20 protein-coding genes are annotated in these 26,027 nt (G+C 38.4%); 11 read left to right on the top strand and 9 right to left on the bottom strand.

Annotated features, from left to right (window positions below):
• Window positions 1-690 precede the first annotated feature (690 nt).
• The 9 genes from SAGCYANO_RS37185 to SAGCYANO_RS37220 all read left to right on the top strand — a co-directional run bounded on the left by SAGCYANO_RS37185 (window position 691) and on the right by SAGCYANO_RS37220 (window position 11,422).
• Window positions 691-3,108 (top strand): polysaccharide biosynthesis tyrosine autokinase, encoded by a 2,418-nt coding sequence (locus SAGCYANO_RS37185; RefSeq protein ID WP_202224626.1) that lies wholly within the window; start codon window positions 691-693, stop codon window positions 3,106-3,108.
• Window positions 3,109-3,498: 390 nt separating this feature from the next.
• On the top strand, window positions 3,499-3,621 hold the full coding sequence (locus SAGCYANO_RS48510) for a hypothetical protein (RefSeq protein ID WP_255502857.1): 123 nt from the start codon (window positions 3,499-3,501) through the stop codon (window positions 3,619-3,621).
• A gap of 87 nt (window positions 3,622-3,708) precedes the next feature.
• Window positions 3,709-3,939: a hypothetical protein gene (locus SAGCYANO_RS37190; protein WP_202224627.1), complete on the top strand. Its 231-nt coding sequence runs from the start codon at window positions 3,709-3,711 to the stop codon at window positions 3,937-3,939.
• Window positions 3,940-4,136: 197 nt separating this feature from the next.
• Entirely contained in the window at window positions 4,137-4,355 is a 219-nt protein-coding gene (locus SAGCYANO_RS37195) for a hypothetical protein (protein WP_202224628.1), read from the top strand.
• A gap of 770 nt (window positions 4,356-5,125) precedes the next feature.
• Window positions 5,126-5,929, top strand: a complete 804-nt coding sequence (locus tag SAGCYANO_RS37200; protein WP_202224629.1) for a COP23 domain-containing protein — start codon at window positions 5,126-5,128, stop codon at window positions 5,927-5,929.
• A 155-nt stretch (window positions 5,930-6,084) separates the two neighbouring features.
• Window positions 6,085-6,906 (top strand): serine protease, encoded by an 822-nt coding sequence (locus tag SAGCYANO_RS37205; protein ID WP_202224630.1) that lies wholly within the window; start codon window positions 6,085-6,087, stop codon window positions 6,904-6,906.
• Between the two features lie 201 nt (window positions 6,907-7,107).
• A complete protein-coding gene (locus SAGCYANO_RS37210; RefSeq protein ID WP_202224631.1) occupies window positions 7,108-8,529 on the top strand; it encodes a serine protease in 1,422 nt (473 codons plus the stop codon).
• 128 nt (window positions 8,530-8,657) lie between these two features.
• Window positions 8,658-9,986 carry a serine protease gene (locus SAGCYANO_RS37215; RefSeq protein WP_237397051.1) on the top strand — a complete coding sequence of 443 codons (1,329 nt, stop codon included), beginning with the start codon at window positions 8,658-8,660 and terminating at the stop codon, window positions 9,984-9,986.
• A 950-nt stretch (window positions 9,987-10,936) separates the two neighbouring features.
• Window positions 10,937-11,422 (top strand): hypothetical protein, encoded by a 486-nt coding sequence (locus SAGCYANO_RS37220; protein WP_202224632.1) that lies wholly within the window; start codon window positions 10,937-10,939, stop codon window positions 11,420-11,422.
• A 377-nt stretch (window positions 11,423-11,799) separates the two neighbouring features.
• On the opposite strand, the gene SAGCYANO_RS37225 is transcribed toward SAGCYANO_RS37220, so the two are convergent.
• The 7 genes from SAGCYANO_RS37225 to SAGCYANO_RS37255 form a co-directional block, all read right to left on the bottom strand.
• On the bottom strand, window positions 11,800-13,203 hold the full coding sequence (locus SAGCYANO_RS37225; protein WP_202224633.1) for a (Fe-S)-binding protein: 1,404 nt from the start codon (window positions 13,201-13,203) through the stop codon (window positions 11,800-11,802).
• A gap of 626 nt (window positions 13,204-13,829) precedes the next feature.
• Window positions 13,830-14,210, bottom strand: a complete 381-nt coding sequence (locus tag SAGCYANO_RS37235) for a hypothetical protein (protein WP_202224635.1) — start codon at window positions 14,208-14,210, stop codon at window positions 13,830-13,832.
• A 152-nt stretch (window positions 14,211-14,362) separates the two neighbouring features.
• Window positions 14,363-14,773 (bottom strand): pentapeptide repeat-containing protein, encoded by a 411-nt coding sequence (locus SAGCYANO_RS37240; RefSeq protein ID WP_237397052.1) that lies wholly within the window; start codon window positions 14,771-14,773, stop codon window positions 14,363-14,365.
• A 50-nt stretch (window positions 14,774-14,823) separates the two neighbouring features.
• On the bottom strand, window positions 14,824-15,372 hold the full coding sequence (locus SAGCYANO_RS37245) for a pentapeptide repeat-containing protein (protein WP_202224636.1): 549 nt from the start codon (window positions 15,370-15,372) through the stop codon (window positions 14,824-14,826).
• A gap of 128 nt (window positions 15,373-15,500) precedes the next feature.
• Window positions 15,501-15,671 (bottom strand): hypothetical protein, encoded by a 171-nt coding sequence (locus tag SAGCYANO_RS37250; RefSeq protein ID WP_202224637.1) that lies wholly within the window; start codon window positions 15,669-15,671, stop codon window positions 15,501-15,503.
• Window positions 15,672-15,758: 87 nt separating this feature from the next.
• Window positions 15,759-15,881 (bottom strand): hypothetical protein, encoded by a 123-nt coding sequence (locus tag SAGCYANO_RS48515; RefSeq protein WP_255502447.1) that lies wholly within the window; start codon window positions 15,879-15,881, stop codon window positions 15,759-15,761.
• A gap of 135 nt (window positions 15,882-16,016) precedes the next feature.
• Window positions 16,017-16,985: a formylglycine-generating enzyme family protein gene (locus tag SAGCYANO_RS37255; protein ID WP_237397053.1), complete on the bottom strand. Its 969-nt coding sequence runs from the start codon at window positions 16,983-16,985 to the stop codon at window positions 16,017-16,019.
• A gap of 254 nt (window positions 16,986-17,239) precedes the next feature.
• Between SAGCYANO_RS37255 and SAGCYANO_RS37260 the strand changes: the two genes are divergently transcribed.
• Complete coding sequence (locus SAGCYANO_RS37260) at window positions 17,240-17,920, top strand: pentapeptide repeat-containing protein (protein WP_237397054.1); 681 nt, start codon at window positions 17,240-17,242, stop codon at window positions 17,918-17,920.
• 216 nt (window positions 17,921-18,136) lie between these two features.
• A complete protein-coding gene (locus SAGCYANO_RS37265; RefSeq protein ID WP_202224639.1) occupies window positions 18,137-18,793 on the top strand; it encodes a pentapeptide repeat-containing protein in 657 nt (218 codons plus the stop codon).
• A gap of 31 nt (window positions 18,794-18,824) precedes the next feature.
• On the opposite strand, the gene SAGCYANO_RS46545 is transcribed toward SAGCYANO_RS37265, so the two are convergent.
• Window positions 18,825-25,322, bottom strand: coding sequence for a DNA/RNA non-specific endonuclease (locus SAGCYANO_RS46545; RefSeq protein ID WP_237397055.1), 6,498 nt, complete (start codon window positions 25,320-25,322; stop codon window positions 18,825-18,827).
• Between the two features lie 213 nt (window positions 25,323-25,535).
• On the bottom strand, window positions 25,536-26,027 hold a 492-nt coding region (locus SAGCYANO_RS37275), incomplete at its 5' end, for a hypothetical protein (RefSeq protein WP_202224640.1).

Genomic DNA, 26,027 nt, shown 5'->3' on the forward strand with positions numbered 1-26,027 from the left:
GTATCTGTGGCGGACAATATGCCTGCAATACAAAAATTCGTGCGTTGTCAAAAGAGAAGATGATTGAGAGAATGGTAAATTATAGAACTCATTTGCTATCTTCATAAATACTAAGTTTTTTTAGCTAGGAGACAGGAGACAGGAGACAGGAGACAGGAGGTAATACCATTTCTCACGCATTTTTGCTACATCTCCTAGGGAGTAGAGAGTAAGGAGTGGGGAGTAGGTAGTAGGGTTCAAAGGTATAAGATATTTTGTATTAATGCCGATAATTCTCTACATTCATTACTGAATCATTATTATTACTTAATAACTGAAGTTCATCGGAAGTATAGTATTATTTTTGGGAATTGGTATAACAGAGAAGAGGGAATATGTGGGGAGAAATAATACAAAAAATTCAACACTCCTTCAGATGATTTTTCCTAAAAATTGATGCGCAAAAATACTTGACTACCATAATTATATAGATATCAAATGGGTTCTATACAATTTGATCGAGGAAAAAGCCAATTTCGCTATAATTCATTTTTTCATCTGACAATGCAAAAATTCGAGCGTTAATGTTTTTACCTCATATACCACCGAATCTACTGTATATAATAGTTGCAGGTCTGCCATGGAAATTTTTAAAATTATCTTGCTTGAGTCACAGTAATAACTTGATTTTTAACTTGGAAATTTATAGATATGGAACCAGAAAAAAACTCTCAATTATCTTTATATAATAATCGCGGTCAACTCTTAGACCGGAGGAAAAATTTTAATCAGAATCAATATATCTATGAAGCTGAATTTCATCAACTAGAGGAAAAATTATCTCCAAAAGAAAATAAAATTTGGAATTTAGTATGTCATCGTTTTTTCTTGATTTTCAGTGTCGCAACTACCACAACAACAGGAGCATATTTCTGGACTTTAAATCAGATTCCTATATATCAGGGAAAATTTCAAATATTAGTTGAACCAGTTACAATTACTAATTCAGTCAATTATCAATTAGGCACAGAAACAGGAAATTTAACTACAAATTCTCAAGAAAATTGGCAGCAACAAGCAGCTAAAATTATTTATGGCACAGGGGAAGACAGAATCACTTCATATCCCAACCAAAATATTCAACAAAATCAAGAATTAGATAAGTATGGCTTAGATTATAAATCTCAAATTCAAGTCTTAAAAAGTCCGCAATTTATGCAGCCAATAATTGCGGAGATACAAAAAGAATATCCGGAAATAAATTATAATTCTTTGTTTAAAAAACCCGATAGGCAACTGTTTAGTCAAGAGAAACTAAAAATTGAAAGATTAGACAATACAAAAATCATAGAAGTTAGTTATCGAGATTCGGATGCAAAAAAAATTCAGTTTGTCTTAGATAAACTGGCAGCAGCTTACACTGAGTATGGTCAGAATGACCGGGAAACTAATACTGATAAAGGATTGAATTTTATTGAAGAAGAAATTTCAAAAAATCAACAAAAAACCAAAGAATTACGGCAGAAATTACAGCAGCTACAGCAGGAATATCTGTTTATTAACCCAGAACTTAAAAGTCAAGAATTAGCAGCAGAAAGTAATCAAATTCAATCACAAAAACTAGAGAATAAAATATTATTAGACCAACAGCGATCGCTCTATGCTATGCTACAGAGTCAGTTGGGAATTAATCCAGAAGAAGCTTTGATTGCTTCAGCTTTAAGTCAAGCAGCAAGATATCAATCATTACTAAATCAATTACAGGAAGTAGAAACAACAATTGCTCTAGAATCAGCTCGATTTAAAGAAAAAGCACCTCAAATGCAAGCTTTATATCAAAGACGAGAAAAATTACTACCTTTGTTAAATCAAGAAGCAGAAAAAGTTATTGGCAGAGATATAGAAGAAGTAAGTAAGAAGGCTTTGGCTTTTCAAGACTCAGTTCGCTTAGAGTTAATTCATAAAATGATTTTGGCTGCTAATCAAATTGAAGTCCTGGAAGTCCGGGGTAAAGTATTAGATGAAGCTGAGGCAAAATTAAATGAATATATTGCAAAAATGCCAGAAGTAGTAGGGAGTTATCAAGAAATTCAGCAAGAATTAAAAAATTCAAATAATATACTCAAAGATTTGTTAGAAAAACAACAGCAACTACAGATAGAAGTAGTATTTGAAAAAGTACAACCTTGGGAATTAATTGCACCACCAGAATTGCTGAAAACTCAAAATGGTCAGTTAGTAACAATATCTCCAAATATGATATTAAATCTTGCCCTGGGAGGAGTAACAGGATTAGTATTAGGAATATTATTAGCTAAATTAGGAGAAGGATTTCAACAAGATGTTTTTCAAACACCAAAAGAAGTCAAAAAATCTATTGGGTTGCCATTGCTAGGAATAATTCCTATACATGAACAAAGAAATTGGATGAACGATGAACTAAAAGAAAATAACAGTTCATCTTTAGTATTATATCCCTCAGCTTTTCAAGAAGCCTTCCGTACTTTAAATGCTAATATTCGTCTACTAAATATAGAAAATCCCATTCATTCTTTTGTAATTAGTTCCGCAACACCAGGAGATGGTAAATCTACAGTAGCAGGTCATTTGGCCAGGGCAGCTGCCGCTATGGGTCAACGAGTCCTATTAATAGATGCCGACCTCCGTTGTCCACAGATTCATAATATGATGGGACTTTCTAATCAACAGGGTTTGAGTAGCATAATTGCCGATGGTGTGCCAATAGAAACTGCAATTCAGCGATCGCCCGTGGATGAAAATCTATTTGTTTTAACATCTGGCCCAATTCCGCCAGACCCAACGAAAATTTTGTCCTCACCGCAGATGCACCAATTAATTCAAGATGCAGCTACAACTTTTGATTTAGTTATTTGCGACACAGCACCATTATTGGGTCGAGCAGATGCTAGTTTATTATCAGCTTGTACTAATGGATTAATGTTAGTAGTGGGGTTAGGTAAGACAGAGCGAGAAGCTTTAAGTTTAGCTCTAGATGATTTGAGTATGGCAGGAGTACCGATGTTGGGAATAGTTGGTAATGGCGATCGAGCTGATTCTTATTATCAGCGATATTATGATTATGATTATGATTATATTCAGTCACGTTAAGAAGAAATGAAGTAGTCTTACTAACTATCTCAATAACACTAGGATTTACTTTATTTGTAGAGAAAATTATTTTGATATTTTGTCAACAGAATGGAGATTTTTATGTTGTCTCAGCGACTCTTCAACAATGAATAATGAATAATGAATAATGAATAATTACCTCTCCTTGAAAGAAGAGGATTGACAAATTCATGAAAATTTTTATTCTCTTGGTCGATTGGATATGGTTAGGAAACCCATCCATCCCATCCTAACGGACTGCTCCGCAAACGACCGCTTATTATCCCCTTAAAAGGGGAGGCTTTAAACCACAATTTTTCGGTAATTAAAGTTAGTCTGTTTGCTGGTAGTTTTCTTATTCTGATAACATCAACGTTGTTCATGTTTCCAATGATATCTTATCCCTTGGAGAAATTGTGGTATGACTATCAAGATGAGCCTTTAAGTATAAGGTGTGTAGAAACAGAGAATCAAATATATGTTCGAGATAAACCTCAATTAATTACTGGATAATTTTACGGTTTTCAAGACTATTATGTTTACGAATTAAGGATTAACAGACCTGGTAAATTAGTCGTTTCAGAGGGAGATAATTTATATTTGTTTGACCGCTCATTAGGAGGAATAATTTCAGGCGAGAATAAGATTTCAAAAGAAATATTTTCTGGTATTTATTATTTAGGTATAAGCAGTTGTTGGACTTATCCTGAATTGTATAATCATACAGAAAAAAAATCTGAAATTTGGTATGTAGGAGAACCTCCAGCAAATGAAAGTAAAGTAAGCATTCAGCAGTCAGCCATCAGCTATCAGCTATTGCTTTTAGTTTAGGATAAAAGCTTTATTAATGTCTTACGACAAAAGTTGCCTCCTTTGTTCTTAAAGTCTATTTTAATTTAAACACTGTCCTTAAAAGAAACACTCTTGCTGCTGATAGCTGACAGCTAATAACTGAATGCTTACAAAGTAAATGGAAAAGTAAAGGGCAACCAAGGGATGTAATACCATTTTCAAAAAATACTGTAACAGTGCTTTATTCTGTTGGTAGGAGTTTTGAAATTAATACTGTAGCGACCTTTTTTGAATTTGGTATAACAGGACCGTGGATTGAAGATTGTGATGCAGAAGATGAATCTTATTATAATAATCGTCCTTATGAAATAAGCATCTATCTAAATACAAACTGGTCTTTAACTTATTTCATCTACATAATAATCTTTACCGAATTATTAATTATTAATTATTAATTATTAAATAATTCGCGCCTTGAAGCCTCCCCTTTTAAGGGGAAAAAGCGGTCGTAGCGGAGCTTCCCGTAGTGGACTGTTTCATCTTAAATGTTGCATTAGAAAATGGGGTGATGGGAACCCACCCCTCGCCCCTCCCCTCCGGTGGAGGGTAATTTGGGGGTGATGGGGGATGGGGTGACGAAAAAAGCGCTCTGCACTATTTTAGGTGAAACAGTCCAGTAGGGTGGGATGGCGTTTGCTAACGCACAACTAAGTTAACGCGTAGCGTCCCGGAGGGAACGGTCTCCTCGCCATATCCATGAGACCAAGAAAAAAGAAATAATATCTCCTGATATTCAATTCCGTAGCGGTTTTAACCAGAGGTAATTATCAATTATCCATCATCCATTATCAATTAATGAATAGCTTATCGATCGTCGTATATATTTCAGGAAAAACACTACTTAATAATAGACATCTCCTCCAAAAGAGGGAGTAGGGAGTAGGCAATGGGCAATAGGGAAAATTAATTGATAATTTATGGATAAGAATTGATTTTATTTTTGATTTTTGGAGAGGTCTAATATAATAAGGAAGGATGGGTAGTCCTGCATAGTAATGGTATACAAGGAAGAAAGAATGCTGGGCACGGGAGCAAGATGCTCCCACTGTTCTCGTAACAAAAATAATAACAATGCACGACCAATGAAAATGCACCACCACCAGAAGGATGAAAAAAAACAGCAAAATTAAAGTTTTCGCTGAACTATTGCCAGGAAATACTTATTATGGAACACCGAAAAATATTACCTATGGTCTGTACAGTAGCGATCGCTGCTCAAGTCCTAGTTATAAAAGTACAGTCCAGTTTTGCCCAACTCACAAACTTAAATACTACAGTTACTCAACTGAATACATCTGATGACGAACGAGATAATAGTCCCACTCGTTCAGTCAACCCTAAAAGGATACGTTACAGTCGCCGTTACGCATACAAATATAAGTTTGATTGTACGCCAGAAAACCAAACCGCATTAGTTGTATATCAAGCACGTCGTAGTCGTCAGGGCGAAATAGTTACATCTTGGAAGGAAGCGACTAAAAGACCTCTAATTCAATGGACACAGACAGGTGCAGTAGAATTTGGCGACAAGTATACTCCAGAAGTACGTTGTCAGGCAGTTACAAATAGATTTAATCAGCATTTTCTGAGGGGAGGAAAGCCAAATATGCCTCCTTTAAGTGAAGGAGTTGTTAATGGTGCGGCCGTAGTTTGTGCTGCTCCAGCAGGAAGTTGTAATGCTAGTAATTTGTTGTGGACTCTCAGAAGTAATAATAGAGGTACGAACGGTAAAATTCTGATGAATTTAGTAAGTTCTCTTAAAGGTAATGCTAGTGCTTCCTTAATAATTGAAAGTAGTGATGCTGAAAATGTGGAAAATCAAAGCCTTGAATGGGTAGAAAAATTGGCGGTTATTGATGGGTTGAAAGCATCATCAGTAAATCAGGAAAAAATGTTGGAGGTGGATATGGAAAATTTGATTGATCAAGTTATAGAAGAACAAGAAAAAATGGAAGATCCGGAGTTTTAAGGCTCCAATTCATTAATGGATAATGGATAATGGATAATGGATAATGGATAATGGATAATGGATAATGGATAATGGATAATGGATAATGGATAATGGATAATTACCTCTGGTTAAAACCGTCCTTGATTGAATAAATGAAACACCTAATAAGTTTAATGGCAATTTTTCCAATTTTTGGGGGACTTTGTCTTTCTAAGGTAGCATCAACACCCTCAGAAATGAATCTCCCACAAATTCAGGCAGTTTCTATTTCTACTATTAAGAATAATCCCACTGTAGAGGCGATCGCCAAACCTCTGACTGTTAGATTATTAGGAGAAAATATTGCTGGTTCGGGAGCGATTATTTCTCGGAAAGGAACTGAGTATTTTGTTCTAACTTGCGCTCATGTACTTGATTCAAATCAAGAAAATAAATTGACAGTTTTAACTGTAGATGGAAAGGAATATTCTGCTCAGAAAGATACTAGATTTAATTTTAGAGAACTGGATTTGGCAATAGTTAAATTTTCCACAAATAATGAGTACCAAGTTGCTGTTATTAATGTCAATTTGAACTTAAGTTTAGGAGAACGAGTTTATGTAGCTGGATTTCCTAATTATGAAAAGAAAGCAGTAAATTTAGTTCCTACTATAGATTTAGGAATTAAACCATATAATTTGACTAAGGGTAAGGTTATTCATCTACTTAATTTATCCTTGGAAAGAGGTTATAAAATTGGCATGAGTAATGAGATTGAAATTGGGATGAGTGGGGGACCAGTTTTGAATCAAAATGGTGAGTTAGTTGGAATTATTGGTCGGGCAAAATATGCTTTTGGTGGCTTTGATGCTTATAGATTTTCTGATGGTAGTCAACCATCGGAAGAGCTACTGGATGAATTAGTTGGTGCTAGTTGGGCAATTCCTATTAATAAGTTAAATCAACAAGATAATTTTTTAGAGATAGTCAAGTTTCACAGGAGTCAGGAGTCGTAGGGGCGAATGGCCATTCGCCCCTACAGGAGTCAGGAGTCAGGTAGGGTAACTGTTGATAGTCGGTAAAGTATGTTATTGAAATGTATAGCAGAAGAAAGAAGGAAGAAGGAAGAAGGAAAAATCTTACGTTGTCTGAGTTTTAAGCTTTTAATTTGTCCTAAACTTTTCTTCGACATTTTTTTTGAATAGGTGTAAAAAAATATGATTAAAATAAGACATATATTTACTGCCTTTATAACTGGATTTATTGTCAGTATTGGTAGTGGGGTAGATGCAGTTCCTAGAAAATTAACAGTAGAAGAAATTAATTCTATAGCAAAACAAACTACTGTTCTAATTGCTCCTGAATTAACAAAAGAAGAAATAGATGATTTGTTAGATAGAAAACCTGTGAAAAAATGGACAGTAGGTTCTGGAGTAATTATTGCCAAAGAAGGTAAAAAATATTATGTATTGACAGTAACTCATAACTTTAGTCAAAAACAAATAACTGCAGATACAGATTACGGCATAGTAACAAGCGATAGAGACAAGCGAGAAGTTCATCGGGTTACAGAAATAAATGATGGTAAGGAATGTAATGATGACTTTTTCAGAAGAATAAAAAATCAAAGCTTAGAAGCTACTTTGGTAAGATTTGGTTGTTTTGAAAGCCAAAAAATAAATGGTTATGACTTAGCAATAGTTAGTTTTGAAAGTAAAAATAATTATCCTGTTGCTTCCTTAGGAGATGCTAGTAAATTAAAAGAGGGAGATAAAGTTTATATTTCTGGTTGGCCGAAAATTGAAGCGGAACCGAAATTAAAACCTGATGGAACTCCACAATTAGATTCAGAAGGAAAAATAATTTGTAAAGATCCTGCACCTCGAAGGCAAAGACGTCTTGCATGGGGAAAATTACAAGTTTCTACTCCTGTTACTGAAGAAGATAATGGCTATAGCTTATATTATACAGATCATACTCGTCCTGGTATGAGTGGCGGTCCTGTGTTTAATAGTGATGGTAAAGTAGTTGGAATTCACGGACGAGGTTCAGCAAATAAACTTATTTGTGGACAAATATATAAATCAATATCTAACAATAATTCTGCTTCAAAAGATTCATTAGAAGCAGAAAATAATTGGCAGTATTCTAGTGAATTTGAATCTGAAAATACTTTGCTACAAAATCAAAAACAGCAGGCACAAAATGATTGGCAACCATTTTCCGAATTTGAATATCAAAATAACTTAGAAAATGATTCAAATAACAATAAAAATAATTCAGGTTTACTAGAGCAAAATAATAATTTAAGCTTAAAAAGGATGTATAGTAGTGCCCAAAATGTTGATTATTCTCGACAATTAATTACACAGGTGGGCATAAACTTATCTTTTAAATTAGAAGGTCCTTCAAAAAGCCTAATTGAATCAGAAATAAAACAAGTTCCTAAAATTCCAACTTCTCCTGAAAGTGGCATCAGTAAAAAATCTGAATTTATCGACCCAAATGAAGCAAATGAGGGCGGTTTTGAAGACCCTAATGATACCATAGAAAATATATATGAACTTTTTGGTTTTAATGTGGAAAATCTCGGTAGAGACAAACCATCAGGTGGAGATGAAAGCATCTTATTAGACTAGGATGTAAGCATTCCGCAGGAAATGCTTACTTATAGCGGTTTTCAAATAGATAGAGTACAGTGGCCAAAGCATTTTTCTACTCTCTACTGCCTACTTCCTAAGCAAAAAGAATTTTGTAGTCTACTTAAATGAAAACCGTTGTAACAATTACATTCAAGGAAAAAAATGTGTATTTAGTACAAGCTATAAAAATGCTCTATTTCTTGAGAAAACAAACCCTAAAATTATCTATTTTTCTAGGGGGAATACTGCTCAATTGTTTAGCACCAACTGCTGCTACTGCTCAACTTTCAATAGAAGAAATTAATTCCATAGCTCGACAAACAACTGTATTAATTGCTCCGGCATTAACCCCTGAATTACGGCAAGACTTAGAAGAAAATCGTAATAACCCATTACAAAAATCAGGAATTTGGAATCCAGGTTCAGGAGTAATTATTGCTAAAACAGGAAATAAATATTATGTCTTAACTGTAGCTCATAATTTTCTACAAAGACACCTTGATAGTAAAAATTATTGGCAGCAGTTGGGCGGTATCCCTTATTATGGAATTAGAACTTATGATGGGAAAGTTCATATTGTTAAAGACGTTAATGACGACCGGGGATGTCCTCTAAAAGGCAATCCTAAATTAACAGTATTGGTGAGATTTGGCTGTCGCGATCGCTTTATTGCAGGTACAGATATAGTTGACCGCAGTATTGGAACAGATCGAATAAGAGGTATAGATTTAGCGATCGTCACCTTTGAAAGCACAAACAGTTATACAGTTGCTCCTCTAGGAGACCCTAATCAGGTCAATATCGACGATAGAGTATATATTTCCGGTTGGCCTGACCCAGAAAGAGAGCAAGACCCGCAGACAGGTAGATGTCGTAACAGAGTAGCTCGCAGACAACGTCGTTTAGCTTGGGGTTTAGTCAGGGGAAAAATTAACCCTACTCCTGAACACCTGGGTTATAGTATTTTTTACACTGATGAAACTGCTGCTGGTATGAGTGGAGGACCTGTGTTTGATAGTAACGGTCGTGTCGTTGGCACTCATGGATTAGGTAGTCAGGGCAAACCTTTATGTGGCGGGAGTCTTGAGGCGGGAGGTGAATCTGATTCCGATAATGTTTCGAGTGGTGAGAATCTTGATTTTAATAAGTTGCAAAAGCGGTATAGCAGCGGGCAAAATGTTAGTTATTTTGAGAATTTAGTCAAAGAATTTGATTTTGATTTGGCTTTCAGACGAGAGCTACCTAGACCTGAAGTTATCAAAGCTGGTATCACACACATTAAAAATCTAGAAGTTGCTAGTCGTAGCGGTCAAGTAGAATTTGACGCGAGTGAGGATGTGTTTAATGACCCTAATGATGTTGTTGATGATATTTATAAACTGTATACGTTTGAGTTGGAGAACATGATTAGGGATGAACCTTCTGGTGGACCTGAGAGTGTATTGTTAGATTGATTCAAGAATTTAGAATTTAGAATTTAGAATTTAGAATTTAGAATTACCTCCCCATCCTCCCCACCCTCCCATCAAGGTTTCAGGAGTTCCTTATAAGGGATAGCTTAAAACCCACATTCCGCACTTCAAGAGCGTAACATAAAAATTAGTATAAAATCCGTAGCTTGCTTAGGTATTTATACTATATAAATTATCTTCATTTACCTCAATCGAGAGTCAAATTCTCAGTTATAGCAATGTGCGCTGGCATATTTACACATTATTTTTTGTACACCTTTTCGCTTACTGCATTTTAAGCTGGACATTGTAAATACCTGAGCGCTCATTGCTATAAATATGCCAGCATAAACACTTACTGAATCCTTGACTCCTATTGACCACTATAATTTACTTCTTACTTCTTACTTCCTTCTTAATGCATGACTTTTGACTTCTTACTTCTTACTTCCTTCTTAATGCATGACTTTTGACTTTTGACTTCTTACTTCCTTCTTAATGCATGACTTTTGACTTTTGACTTCTTACTTCCTTCTTAATGCATGACTTTTGACTTATACTACATTTTGTGGTGCGGAATGTGGGTTAAAAGGGAGGCTTTATACCACAATTTTTCGGTAATCAAGTTGCTTAGGACATAGACTGATGATGAACCTCAGACAGGGAAATGTTTTTCCCTTCCCTATTCCCTGTTTCCTGCTAGTTCCCTGCTATAGTACTAACACTTTACACAATCTTCATATATCAGAAATAATCAGCAATTTATTGTAATACCTACAGCAAGGTCTGTACAGCAGTTTATAGGAGTATTTATTCCGTTTTTAATTATCAAGATTTCGTAAAGACGGCATCAACCCTCTAGACAAACCTTTGATAAATTTGCAATTCTTAACTTATTAGGTGTAGTGAGTAATAGATCGAACCCTTAAATAGAAATTAAGAGAAAAACTTGAATGATAACTGCAAAAAAACTATTTTTAACTACGATGGGAACTGCTATTATCGCCTTATCAACAGGAATAATAGAAACTGCTACAGCTCAGAAAATTCTTGGAACTAATTCTTTCTTGGGCCAAAACAATTCTTTTCAGGTTGACTTTGATGAATATCTTGATGAAACAGACGTTACAGAGCTAAATCTAGACCTGTCGCCAAGCCCAAATGCTTCCTTTGATTTGGATAACAAATTTTTCTCCCCAGTAGAATTCGGGTTTGCTTCTCAGGTAAATAATACTAATAATTATTCTATTACCAATTTATTCGTTAGCAATAATCAAAAGGTATTAACTTCTTCTTTTCCCACAGAAACATTTAGTGGAAATAATCTATTCCATTTTGGAATTGACATAGACTTTTTTGTTAATAGCTTTTTGCTATTCAATTGCATAATGCTGATGCTAATTTTGCTTGTAGAGATATTAGCTTATCTGTATATTTAAGCGATCGCCAGTCTAGTTAAGCATTCAGCAGTCAGCCGTCAGCTAGCTTCCTATGGTCGGAACTACATTATCAACTATTTGTTATTAACTCATTATCATACTAGAGAGGAATTATCCACCAAGGAGAATTAAAATTCATTAATGAAATTGGCTATAGCCTAACCTCAGTTATTGCTTGCATAAATTCATACATCTGATTGCTGTTTGCGCAGCATGACAAACGGAAATGCGAGCTAGCTGAATACTTAAGATTTGTGTGAAAAAAAAGAGAGCGATCGCTCTCCATGTCTAAATTAATATCATGTCTGGACGATCGGTTATAAAAAACCTTCTGGCTTTTAACCTTTCTTTCCCTTCTGCCTTCTGCTTTCCTTTTCTTATAGCTTAACTCCTCGAATTGAATAATCTAATAACTCTATTGGATGCATTAAAATCATTTTCTTTCCTTGCAATTCTAAATGCTTTTTAATCTGCAAAGAACATCCAGGATTAGCAGAAGCAATTAATTCTGCACCTGTATTCAACAAATTTTCTACTTTTTGTTGCCCCAACTCATCAGCTATTTCCGGTTGCAACATATTATAAACTCCAGCACTGCCACAACACAAAGAAGCATCTATTGGTTCGCGCAACTTCACTCCAGGAATTTGTTGTAATAGTTCTCGGGGTTGCAAACTAATTTTTTGACCGTGTAATAAATGACAAGCATCTTGATAAACTATCCTCAATTCTTCCTCTTCAGTTAAAGGAGAGAGTTTAGCAGTTAATCCTACATTTGCTAAAAATTCTTGCACATCTTTAACATTACTAGAAAACTCTTTTGCTTTCTCAGAATATTCAGCATCATCTTGAAGAATATTGCCGTACTCTTTCAAAGTATGACCGCAACCTGCAGCATTAATAATAACAGCATCAACGCCAGTATTAGCAAAACTATCTATCATCTGTTTTGCCAAAGTATGAGCTTGTTTTGTTTGCCCTTGATGTTCTGGCAAAGCAGCACAACAACCTTGACTTTGAGGAATCACAACTTCGCAACCATTAGCAGTTAAAACTCTAATTGTTGCCTGATTAACTGGCGAGAAAAATATTCTTTGTACACAACCTAAAATCAAACCCACTCGATAACGTTTTTCTCCTTGAGCAGGGATAACAGTAGGATAATTATCCTGGAAAGAAGCAGCAGTAATTTCCGGTAAAATAGATTCCATTGCTGCTAATCTGGGGGATACTTTTTTCAGCAGTTCAGTTGCACGAATAAATTTCTGGAATCCTAATTTTTGATAAGCTAATAGAGGGATGAGTAATGGTCGTAATCTCTGAGGATATGGGAAAATATTAAAGATGAGATTGCGAATTAATTTGTCAGGTAAAGAACGTTTAATATTTCGTTCTACTTGCGGACGAGTTGCAGCAATTAATTTGTCATACTTAACATTGGATGGGCAAGTAGTTACACAGGCAAGACAACCTAAACAAGTATCAAAATGTTGGGAGGTAGTTTCATTGAGCGGTGCTTCCCCTTTGTTAATAGCATCCATAGCATAAATTCTGCCCCTGGGAGAATCCATTTCTTTACCAATTACCCTATAACTCGGACAGGTTGACAAACAAAATCCACAATGAACGCAAGCATCAATTAAATCGGGTGATGGTGGTTTTTGAGAGTCAAAACTCGGGTTATCTGTTAAAGATTTTAAATGTGGATTTTGCTGTAAAAAGTTGCTTTCTTTGGCGGGAATTGCTCCATCATTTTGGGTGTTTATGTCTTTTATCTGCATATCTTATATTCAAACATTTGTTGATACTAACTTTAATAGATCGTGCTATACATCAATCTTTTTGTCAATCGATAAATAGTAGAGAGCAATTACTAGCCCACTTGTAAAATTTTATTATAGCATTTAATAAGACTTAAGAAAACCAGCTTTTTGTAGAGAATTTACCTATAAATAATGCAATTTTTGAGTACGATTGTCAGAATACGACGAACTGTCATATTTATTGGCAAAAAGTAATAATTATATACCAAAAAAATTTTATATTTATTTTAAATATAACTATTATAGTTTAGTATTAACCATACTGAAAAATTACAGAGGTTGATAATGATATCATGTCCGGATAATCAACGATCAAAAAAACTTTTCCCTTCTAACCCTTTCTTTCCTTCTGCCTCCAGCATAGCTGCCTTCTGCCTTACCTCCTCCAAAGTGTAAGTATTCAACCGGACATGATATGACTACTTATCTATTTGAAAACTTCTTAGGGTTTTCTTTGCCAATGTCAGAACAACAAGAAGTTCCCCCTATAGCAGATGGTCCAGCTTTAGGAAGTTTCAATGCTTTTTTACCAAACCGGGGAAAACTATTGAGCTGCATTAATGATCTCAATTCCCTACTGATATCTAAGATAGACAAAGGCTGAAACTTATACAAGTAAATCGTTTTAAGCTGCAATTGCCCCTAATTGAACAAACCTTCGATCTACGCCTAATAGAAACCCAAAGCACCCCATTAGAATCTCGCTGAACGCCAGGAGCGTGTAAGTCAAACCGCAGCGCTCCCCAATCTGGCATAACAAAACGATTGTGGGTGATACTTTCACCATCCTTTAACTCCACAGCATAATTAGTTTGATAATCATCAGAGTCTGGATCGTTAGCTACTTTTGTTAGATGCTCCTCCAAACTACTAACATTACGCAAATCAACCAAATTATCCGTAGGTCGCACCAACGTAGAATTAGCGCTGTTATGATCAGACCACTCCGGAATTTCCCGCGACACAGCATTATTGTGCAGAAAACCATTGAGAACTACTTTCTAAAAGCTATAATCGTATCGTGGACCTTCTATATATGTTCCATCAGGCATTGTCATTTGCCAAACCAAAGCGTTGGGACAATAAATGAAGCGGGACTTGACGCTTTCAGCAATCCTTACCTTGGAGAAGTCCACTTGACCAGAATGCTTTCGGTTAAGTCAACGTTAGTGAAATCTGCACCTTCGAGTTTCGCTCCTCTGAGGTTGGCAGCAGTTAATAGACTTCTGGCTATGTCTGTTCCGCTTAAACAGGCATCCTGTAGGTTCGCTCCTGTCAAATCGGTCTCGTGTAGGTCGGTTTCTATGAGTTCGGCACCAGGCATATAAGCTCCAGCTAAATTGGAATTGCGGAGGTTGGCTAGACTGAGTTTAATTCTGGGAAGGTATGCTCCGCTCAAAATAATATTGCTAAGATCGGCATCCTCTAGAACTGATTCTCTACAGGTATCAGGAAAAAACCTAATTCCTGCAAAATTTCGTTCTCCTGCATTATAGCGATCGAGCAGTTGCTGTGGGGTGATGTACACGATTGACTTCCGGATAAAATATTATGTTTTGCTATTCATTATCAAACAAATTAGAACGACTTTCTCGTGTCTTCTACAGTTTGGGGACCTTCTATATATGTTCCGTCGGCCATTCTCATTTGCCAAAGCACAGCGTTGGGACAATAAATTCCCTGGGATTGGTTGCTTTCAGCAATCTTGGCCCGGGAGAAGCCGACTTGACAGAGAATGCTATCGCTTAAGTCAGCGTCAGTCAAGTCTGCTCCTAAAAGTTCCGTTCTTATCAATTGTGCGCCAATCAATTTAGCTCTAGTGAGGTTAGCTCTGTTTAAGCAAACATCCCTTAGAACCGCTCCTGTCAAATCGGCATCGCTTAGATCGGCATCGGGTAGGGCGGCCTGATGCATATAAGCTCCAACTAACTTAGCACCGCACAGGTTGGCTCCACGGAGTCTAATTTGGTTAAGGTATGCTCCGCTCAAAATAATATTGCTAAGATCGACACCGCATAAGAGAGATATATTTTCTTTAGCTCTAGAGCTATGCAACATTGTAATCCCGGCAAAATTTCGTTCTCCTGCATTATAGCGATCTAGAAGTTGCTGTCTACTGATGTACATTACTGGCCCTCTGGACATCATTGACCTCCTTATAAAATCTACCTTTTATTGTGGAACTCAAAGAGCTATGGCTCTTTGAGTTCTATATCGCTCTCAACTAGCGTTTTTAGCCTTGCTTAGAATCACCATCAAGGAATTATACTGGTATCGGTATAGTTTTCAATTACCTCCTGAATGTCTTTAGGAATATTTGAGAAAAAGTCTAAGCCCGTCAGATCCTCAATATCATTAACTGAGGAGATAATACTAACGCTAGAATTTTTCCAATTTTCTCCTTGTGGTTGAGGGACATTTTCCATCAGCAGTTTCCGGACGCAAATCCTTACCTCCTCCTAACAGAGTCATATAAATTTGACATCCTCCCCGGCCTAAAGGCACGGGGATTCCTACCGAGCCTTAGCTCCTCGGTGGGTTGACGTCTCACAGGCTGCTGCTACTTTGGCAGTAGTCTGACGCTTGCCTCCACGTCCGTTTAGAGTTTCCGAGTGCCCCCCGGCAACTAATAACACTATAGCATATATTCAATTCACTTAACATAAAAATAAAAAGTCGCCCTACAAGGGCGAGGCTTTAAACCCAATTTTTCGGTAAATGCTCCTGATACCCGTCTCCCAAACGACGATACAATTTATCCGGGGATTTCATCACCTGCCATTGCATACTACTCTAAAACCGAAAGCATCGTCACGGTCGTCCCGCCAGTTGTCGATACGAGAACCAGAAGAACAGGCATAAGGAAAGTCATCCCACGAACCGCCTCGCAGTACAGTACAAAGTTCATTTTCATCATTACTATGATAATTACTCTCATTCTCATTATGATCGAGCCAAGCACTTCCATCAGTTGGAGCATTTTCATAATTATCATGCCAGTCATCAGCGCACCATTCCCAGACATTTCCATGCAGATCGTATAATCCAAAGGCATTAGGAAAAAATTGACCCACAGGGGTAGTCTCTTCTCTATCTTCGCCTTGAGGTTCATCAGCATAAGTTTCTGAACCATTAGAATTAGCTAATTCTCCGGCGATCGTCTCCCCAAAGTGGAATGGTGGATAAGTTTCTCCGACTTCAAGGTTTAGAGGTTCTTTCACCCCTCGACAAGCATATTCCCATTCTGCTTCACTTGGTAATCGATAACTTCTTTCGGTTAGTTTTGAAAGTCGTTCACAGAATTCTACAGCCTCATACCAATCTACCTGTTCTACAGGTCTTTGCCATCTATCTATTCCTTGGTATGGTTTTTTTAAGTAAGAGGGGTCTGGATCTAAATCTAGCTTAACTTTGAGGTCTGTTCGAGAGGCGATCGCTCTCCATTGAGCTTGAGTAACTGGATATTTCCCCATAAAAAATGGAGAGACTGTTACATTATGTTGGGGACGCTCACTATCACTACTTTTTTTTTCACTTTTAGGAGAACCCATTGTAAAAGTGCCACTAGGAATAGCAACCATTTCTAATTCAACTCTATCTGCAAGGGTCTCAATAAAGTAAGAGGCGGTGCAAATTGTAGTTTTGATAATTTCCCCGCGTCTGTTAACAGTCGGGGTTTCAAATTCCCACTGTTGTAATTTCAGCTCTGATAAACTTTGACGAATTTGCCAATTATTCATAATTTCTTTCCTGTATTTTAGGGGATTTCTGGAGAAGTTGCGTGAAGTGTGCGCTCCTATCATCAAACCATTAGTAGGCAAGAGCATATCATCGGACTAATGCCTTGTAGTACAACCTTAAGTTGGTAGATAAATGTTTAGGAGTTATTGTACATTTCTCATTCTATCACATTAGACATTTCCTTGTCTCCTATTTTTAGCTCTCCGACTAAGGTTGATATAGTTGATGATGTCGGGCTATATTGGAAAAGTTTATGGATGTACGAGAATTTATGAGACGGAGGGCTGCAGGGGAAATTGATTTTACCAATGTTGACCTTAGAGGTGCTAATCTTAGTGGCTTCAAACTCAGCAAAATAGTTTTGATTGGCGCTAATCTCAGTGGTGCTAATCTTATTGGTACTAACTTGAGCATGAGTTCTATGTCCAAAGCCAATCTCACTGGGGCTGACCTCAGTGGTGCTAATCTTAGTGGTGTCAAACTCAGCAAATGGGTAAATTTGATTGGCGCTAATCTCAGTGCGGCTGACCTCAGTGGTGCTAACTTGAGCATAAGTTTTTTGTCCAAAGCCAATCTCACTGGGGCTGACCTCAGTGGTGCTAAATTGAAAAGAATAAAATTAACTGATGCTATACTTGTGAAGGCTAGGTTCAGAGGTGCTATTTTGAAAGATGCCAGTCTTGCTGGTGCAAACCTAACTGGTGCTGACCTCAGTGGTGCTAACCTCTATCAAGCAAACCTGTATAGAGCTACCCTTACAAATGCACTCTTAATTGGTGCTAACTTGAGGAGAGCTGATTTAGGAAATGCTGGCTTCGATGATGCCAATTTAACAAATGCAGATCTTAGAAACGCTGTTGATGGTTACATTTCCGGAGCTATTTTCTGTAATACAATTATGCCTGATGGCGAAGTTAATAACCATGACTGTTGAGTTCTAAAATCGGGAGAAAAGGACGTTGCTTACAACGTCCCTATTTTAATTGATATGTCTGACTCCAGCTCTACTTGACCTTTATCCCCGTAAGTACCAGCAATAATGTAAGCTTGTTTACCCTGTTTGACTGCCATATCCCTAGAAAATTTGAGTTGAGGTGCCCTATGTATTCATGTTATAACTGTTGATGCAAAGAGATTTGGAAGACAAATTATGGATGCGGAAGAATTGCTCAGGCGTTACAGTGCTGGAGAAAGGAATTTTACTGGTGCTGACTTAAGAGGGATCGAATTAAGAAATTGTCATCTTGAAGCAGCTAACTTTACCAACGCCGACTTCACTCAAGCTAAACTGTCGAGAGTTAATTTAAACCGAGCCAATTTAACTGATGCTAATCTCAATCAAGCTAAACTAAGCTATGTAAAGCTAAATGAAGCTAATGTAATACGTGCGAAATTTAAAGAGGCTTCTTTAGGAGGATACCAGATCGAAAATATCAACCTGGAAGAAGCCAATTTTCAAGGTGCAAGGTTAGAAGATATCGCAATTGGTAATACCAACATGAAGAAAGCTAACTTCAACAACGCTTGTTTGATAGAAGTTTCCTTATTTAAAGTTAACCTCGATGATTCCTGGTTGATTGAAGCGAGCTTTGGTCATGTAATACTAAAGAATGTGACTTTGAGAAATACCAATCTAGAAAAGGCAATTTTTTGCGAGACTAGCTTGGAAGATGTTGACCTTACTGGAGCCAAGATAACTGACTCCAATTTCTGGTCTGGCAACACTTTTGGAACTATTACTACTCCCGAAGGAGAGTATATTCAAGACTATTGGAGGATTTTGCTAGAGCAAAGATCGAAAGGATAAACAAGGTTGATGTATTAACACAGAAGACGCTTTAAGGATTGAAATTTCCGATGCGGTCTTCAATAATAGCTTGGATTTCTGTGGGAACGTTCGACAGAAAATCGTAACCAGTTATTTCTTCAAGATCATCTACACTAACCCGCCATTCCCGCCATTCACTAGGGTTTTCTACTGTTAAATCTGTTCCATTTGGTAGTTCGTAGGTTCCTGCGGCAGGAGCTGCTAGATTATTAAATATTACAGCAGTAACTTGTGTATCTTTAGTAATATCTGCAACTCCCTGACCTGCTTCCAGAGGAACCACAACTTTCCAAGCATAAGCAGGAATTCCAATACCTTTAGGATTTGTAGTCCATGTATCGTTGGTGCCTCCTAGAACCACCCTGCCTTCGTCATTCGTAGTCACAAAATTCCTGATTTCTCCAGGAGGTTGAAAACGTGGACCATCAGGAGTATCTATTATTTCTGGTCTTTCAGGATCGTACTCAGCCCCGCCTGCAATAATGTACAGTTCTCTGTTGCTATTGCTGGCGACAGCATTATTACTTTCGAGTTCTAGACCTCTCCAGGGACTATTAAAAAACTGATTCAAGTCACGATTTTGGGGGATAATATTTGTTGTTGTAAAAGTTGAATACACATCCTTAAATGTCCTGTTTCGATCGTCAACAGGCATCATGTGACCCCGCTGAACTCTGAGATCTGGAATAATATTGTTTTCCCTGTAATCGGGTGGTTGAGTTACTACCCAATCAGCCGGAAGGGCGTTGTCTGGTACCCAGGGATAATCACCAGATATGGGGATTTGACCGATAGGAAAACTAGCATCAGGAGGTCCAACTTCATCAGGAAAATCAGGACTAAAAGCCGGAGTAAAACCAACTGGAGGATAATTATCAGAACGATTATTCCGTGCATCATTTTGTTCAATATCTCCCAACCAAGACTGATTGAGCTGCCAACTTACCCAATTAGGACCTTTGTTCTCATCGCTATAAGACAGGGTGTACTGAGGCTTTTCAATCAAATAATTGTTTCGTTGCGGATCGTCCTCATTTTCAGGGTCAAGGCTATTACGAGCATTGCTAGGATTTCCCAACTTGGTGTGAACTCCTTGGAAGAAGATATCATCTAAATACACTGGATTTGTGCTACCTTCGACTTCAAACCGCAACCCTACCGACTCGCCTCGGTACTCTTCAGGTATTTCTAGTTTGAAGGTTTCTAACCCCTCAATTCCATAACCAACTCTGTCGCTGTAACGATCGACATAAGTGCCACCTTCATAGTCATAGTAACCAATAGCATTGGGTCGATGTCCCGAATTAGGATCGTCTGCTATCCGCAACTCTATGGGTTCTAATTTTTCCCAATCATCATCGGGTTCGTTCCCTTTAATAGAAACCCAAAGCACCCCATTAGAATCTCGCTGAACGCCAGGAGCGTGTAAGTCAAACCGCAGCGCTCCCCAATCTGGCATAACAAAACGATTGTGGGTGATACTTTCACCATCTTTTAACTTCACAGCATAATTAGTTTGATAATCATCTGAGTTAGGATCGTTACCTACTTTTTTCAAATGCTCCTTCAAACTATCTACTTTTTTCAAGTCCACCAAATTATCCGTAGGTCGCACCAACGTAGAATTAGCGCCGTTATGAAAAGACCACCCCGGAATTTCCCGAGAAACCTGATTTCGCACAAAGTCATGTGGCTTAGTCACCGCATCAAAATTACCATTAAACAAAGTCGGCACGGCAAAGTCACCCCGCATTCGTTCGCTATCGGTATTGTCAAAATCCACAGGTACTTTATTTACACCAGTTTTCGGACGCAACTTCTTACCACCTCCTAACACAGAATAAAACCAACCAGTACCAATACCTTCCCACGGCAGACTCTCAATCTCATCCTCTGGAAACACCTCCTTGTGATTCGGCACATACCAAGGATTCAACCTCGGTGTCAATTCCTCATCTCCCTCACCTCGGCGATCGTAAAACTCCTTATCAAACAACTCCTGACTCGTCGGGTCTCCTTGACGGCGGAAAACAACATTCTTTTGGGAACCATCCCATTCCAAGTCTTCCCATTCTAAATTACTCGTCCCAGCATACCAGGATACTACTCGCCCGTGGACTCCAGCTAGACCCTTAAACACTTCAATATCGCCAAACTTAATCGGATCGGTTTCCTTAGTAAATCCTGCACGACTCGACAGATAATTCTCATTATCATCAGAATTTGCCCCCAAACGAATGCTCACATCAGCCTCTCCTAGTAATGGTGCATTGGAGTCTGGGTTTTTAGAACGCCACCCTTCTCGCGGCCAAGGATCGCCATATTCATCTGTTTCTGGCAATCGAGGAATATCCCGACCTGCAGGTGTTAAAGTTCGCCCTTCTAAATCCGGAACAGTTTGATAATAGTTATCAGCAAAAGTCACCCGATCCCACACCTGCACCTTGGGTTCATAGAAATCGCTGAAATCTAATTCAATAGGAGGTACTAAAGGAAATTTTACCTTAACCACATCCAAACTAGGTTGATTGAAATCATGGGGATCTAAAGTCGTCATTTGCAAGTCGCGGTTGCTAGCATCAGTACCTCCAGCATTCGGAAAAAATGTTCCCAAACGCTGAATCATTTCGCTATTGACAACAGTACCCCTACTGAAACCAATAAAGTGCAGCGGGGAGTTAAACAACGCCCCTTGGTTGCGAATCAAATCACCATTTGCATCATATAAACCAGCAGTAGGGTCAAGAGAACCTACACTACCTCCGAGCCATTGGTCTAGTTGTACCAGGGAAGAAAATATACTATCTGCTGCTGCCTCAGAGAACCCAGAATCAGGAATCCCCGACTCATTATCGCCAGACCAGTCAGAAAGCAACACCAAAGGTTTCTGACGATATTCATCTTTGAGTTCGTCGTCGCCCTCTAGCAAATATTCTAGCAAAGCATCCTTGTAACCTGGATCGCTCGGTTCCAGACCCTCCGGAAAATCTTCAGGAATGCGCCCCTGTTCGTCAACAGGCACCCAATAGCCAGTAGGGCGATCGTAACGCATCATTAGACCTCCATTCTGGGAATCCAGTCGATTCTGGGAATTGAGAATATCTCCACCCAACTGATAGAAAGCTTCGGGTACTCCTGGTCGATCGAACAGAGGTGGTTTAAAACCGTGGGTGATAATGCTGGCACTGCTAAAGGTATTACTATCGTCCTCTGGCAACGTTGGTTCCAACTCGAAAGAAGCAGACTTAAATATTTGGTCAACATCACCATCTTGCCTGTAAGCTTCTACACCCCAGTAATAGGTCTGACCCACAGTTAAAGTGCGTTCCTCTTCCAATTTAAAGGATATGGGAGTAGCATCTGTGTCGTCAATTTCAGTGCCGTCACCCCAATACCAAGTTCCTCCCGTACCTGCTTCATCTTTTTTCCAAGTTACTGTCAAAATCCGGTTAGGATTAAAATCATCTTCCTCACCATATTGGGAGACTTCCCATGGTTGTGATAGTAAATCAATTTGTTCGCCTTTGGTCAGTCCTTGCTCTGCCAGAAATGGGTTGCCATTAGGGCCAGAGAAATCCACAAAATTATCCCATGGCAGTAAACCCTCATTTTCCTCAAACACGCTCACAAATAGACTGATTTCCTCAATTTCATCAGGAGACTCAAATTCCCATTCAAACTGCGGCAAGAGGTCTTCAGTTGTAGATGTCGGTCCGGTCAAATTCAACCAATCAGAATCGCCGGGACTTGCAGCCATCCCGTATGGCAGAAAACCTAAAAATATAGGCGATCGCTCTCCACTAGAAGCAGCAATACTAATATTGGGATTGATATCGTCAAGGGGAGTGCTAGTAAAATCGACATCTTCCGGTGGGTTTTCTAAAGTCTGTATTATCTCCTCCACATCGAAGATATAAACATCACCCTTAATATCAGCGTCAAAAATACTAGGATTAGACACATACAGATACTTATCGTCGTTACTCAACACCACATCGTGAGTAAATGCGTCTTTAACAGGTCGCGTTGCTGCCACTAATTCGGCATCCTCACTCAACGGATCTTTTATAATCCCAATATTGCCACCCTCATTAGACCCACCTAATATATTTCCATTCCTGTTACGACCTGCCACAAACGCATAAGAAGCATCCTTGGTCAGCGTTACTGCATAAGCTTGTTCTACGTCAAAATAATCTCCAGTCAGCCCCAAACCCAAAGGAACATAGCGAATATCTGCATTAAAACTTAGGGAGTCATCATTAGTAATTTCCAACACTCCAAAGCCATTGAAATCGAGATCTTGATTTCCATTCGTAAACGTCATCATGTCTGCTTCATTACTCGCCGACAACCCAAACGCCCCCTGCTCAGTCTCAAACCGACCTATTTGTTCGTGCCACTTGCGTTCATTAGGTTCCGACTCCCCTGGTCTGTCTTTGGGATCTATATTTACCACATAAATATAATCATCCTTACTCGTCACGAACAATCGCCGACTCTCGCTATTAATCGCCAACCTGTTTAAAGCTTTATTGTCCTCAGTATCTAATATAATAGTCTCAACTACCTGATGATAGGTATTTGAAGACTGGTCGATATCCAACACATAAACGTGAGGTTTACTTTCATCCGCAATATAAGCATAGTCATTTTGCAAGTCGAGAGCTATATCTACCGGACGTGATCCTGTAGGTAAAGGAATAGGTTCGGCGACATCTGGAGTTTCTGGTACATTATCCACTTGAGACAACACCATCGGGTCTAATACAGCTACCCCACCAGAAAACTTCAATGGCACATATACTCGACTATTATCGCTCGTTACTGCTAAGGTTTCCGGGCGGTCATAACTGTTTCCACCCACAGGAATTACAGCTTTCAGTAAGTCGCCACTACCAGTATCATTAACCACCATCTCCGGTGCGCTAGCATCTATAACAGCTACATCATCCGCACTCGCCATAGCCACAAACACATACTCGGTATCATTTTCTAACTCCAGCTTATTACTCTGATACTCGACTTCCTCATAAATAGGTTCGGTCTGATTTACCCCCACCAACCGCTCCTGTTTGCGAGTTATCTGAATCTGAGAATTACCCAATGTCACAGTTTTTGGTACTTGAAAAGCGACTTCTACCCGATTTTCATCCAACTGTTGAGTCAATTCTGGTATAATAGTTCCTTCATAAACCTGTTGCCCGATAGAAAATTCAGCTACTAAATCTTCAAACCGACTGCCCTTATCCGTTAGCAAGTCATCGGGATCTATCAGTGCATTATCAGCAGTCAAGAATAAAACAGGTTCATTATTTTCAAAAGGTTGGCCGTTCTCATCATTAAACTTCAATTCTGCCCCTTGCAACACGGGTGCTTCTGTAGGGTCTGATTCTGGTGCTAAAAGATTCAAGGTTGTTTCAAAAGTGGCCAACCCATCTGCTGCTCGTTCGACTCCTATTTCCGTCACCACTGGCAACCCTTCTTGGGGAACTGCTACTACATCTACTGTAGAAATATCGTGAAAAACTGTAAATGCAGGTCGTGTAAAGAAAGCATCAGGGGCGAGTAACTGACCGATACCCAAGAAAGGATCAACAATGCCTAAAAAGGCGAGGGGAGAGTTATAGTTAAGACTGAGTGCGCCCGATACTAAGGTAGGAATACCAATGCCATCGGAGAACGCTGCCATATATTCTCCAGGTCTGAGTATTCCTGGATAGGGCGGTGATGTGGTGCGAATAAATCCATCGGCATCAACGACTCCAGACTCTTCTTGCAACCAAATATCATTCCAAGTACCTGTTTCATCTGGTAATGCACCTTTACGCAGAAACCAAACTTCCGTTCCTGTTTCTACACCTGTTGGTGCTGGTATCGCTAATTGTGCTGGAATGTCTAATTTATCATCCTCTATCTCTAAGTTAAATGCAGTGGCAAATTCAAATCCTTCTGGCACTGGTAGGGATAAGTATTCTTGTTGTAGTGGTGTCAAATTAACTAGAGTTTCTTCTGTTAACGCTCCTGGAGCTAACATTACTAATGAGCCATCGCTACCTTCAACTACACCACCATTTTCATCAACTGTTGCAGCTCCCATCTCAGGTTGATCTACCAAGACTGGAATAGTCGCCGACGCATCCCCATACTCAACCGTAACAGTTGTCTCCCCAACCCCCGTAGCAGTTACTAAACCTTCATCACTAACCGACAAAACATTCTCATCCGCAACAGTATAACTAATATCTCCAATATCAATTGTCAATTCAGGAGAGTCTACCAATCCATCCACTGTCACGGATAACTGTCGCGTACCAGTATTAGGTAAGGTAATAGCATCTGGATAAGTATCTAATCCATAAATTGCTGCTAAGGATAAAACTTCAGGCCCTGGCAAGTCTATTTCTGAGAATGTAAATTCAAATTCAATAACATCTGAAGCAAAATCATGTTCGTCAACTGCTTGTAGATACAGAGTATAAGCTCCATCTACAAATACATCTCCCAAAATATTCTCTAAGAATTCGGGGGTTAATTCTAAAGATCCATCTATTTCTAATTCGGCTGTTAAATCGATAAATTCTTCAGTGGAACTATTGTTTAAATTCCCAGTTAAACTAACAATTTCACTACTATCATTTACAGTACCAATTATTGTTGTATCAGAAGTAATTTTATCGTCTAGTGAATCTCCTGTATCGTTAGCTAATTCTACAGATATTTATGGTGCAATGGTATCTAAGGTAAATTCAAATTCTACAATTTCAGAAGCAAAATCGTTGGAGCCAGTACCTTGAAGATTTAAGAGATAAGTACCATAAGTTAATGTCTCTCCTAAAATATCTTCTAATAATTGTTGGTCTAATTCAAAAGTTCCATCCTCTGATAATGCAGCCGTTACATCCACAAAATCTTCTACAGGAGTATCGTTAAAACCTGCTTTGAAACTAACAACTTCACTGGCTGTATTAATAGTACCAATTATTGTCGGCTCGGAAGTAATTCCATCGCTATCATCTGTTCCTGTATCGTTGACTAATTCTACTAAAATATCTGATGCTTGTGAGTCTAAGGTAAATTCAAATTCTACAATTTCTGATAAGTTATTATCTGAGTCTGTAACTTGAAGTTTTAGGGTATAATTACCATCAATCAGCGTACCTCCTAAAACATCTTCTAATAATTGTTGGTCTAATTCAAAAGTTCCATCCTC

Source organism: Okeania sp. KiyG1 (assembly GCF_014132355.1).
Classification (GTDB): domain Bacteria; phylum Cyanobacteriota; class Cyanobacteriia; order Cyanobacteriales; family Microcoleaceae; genus Okeania.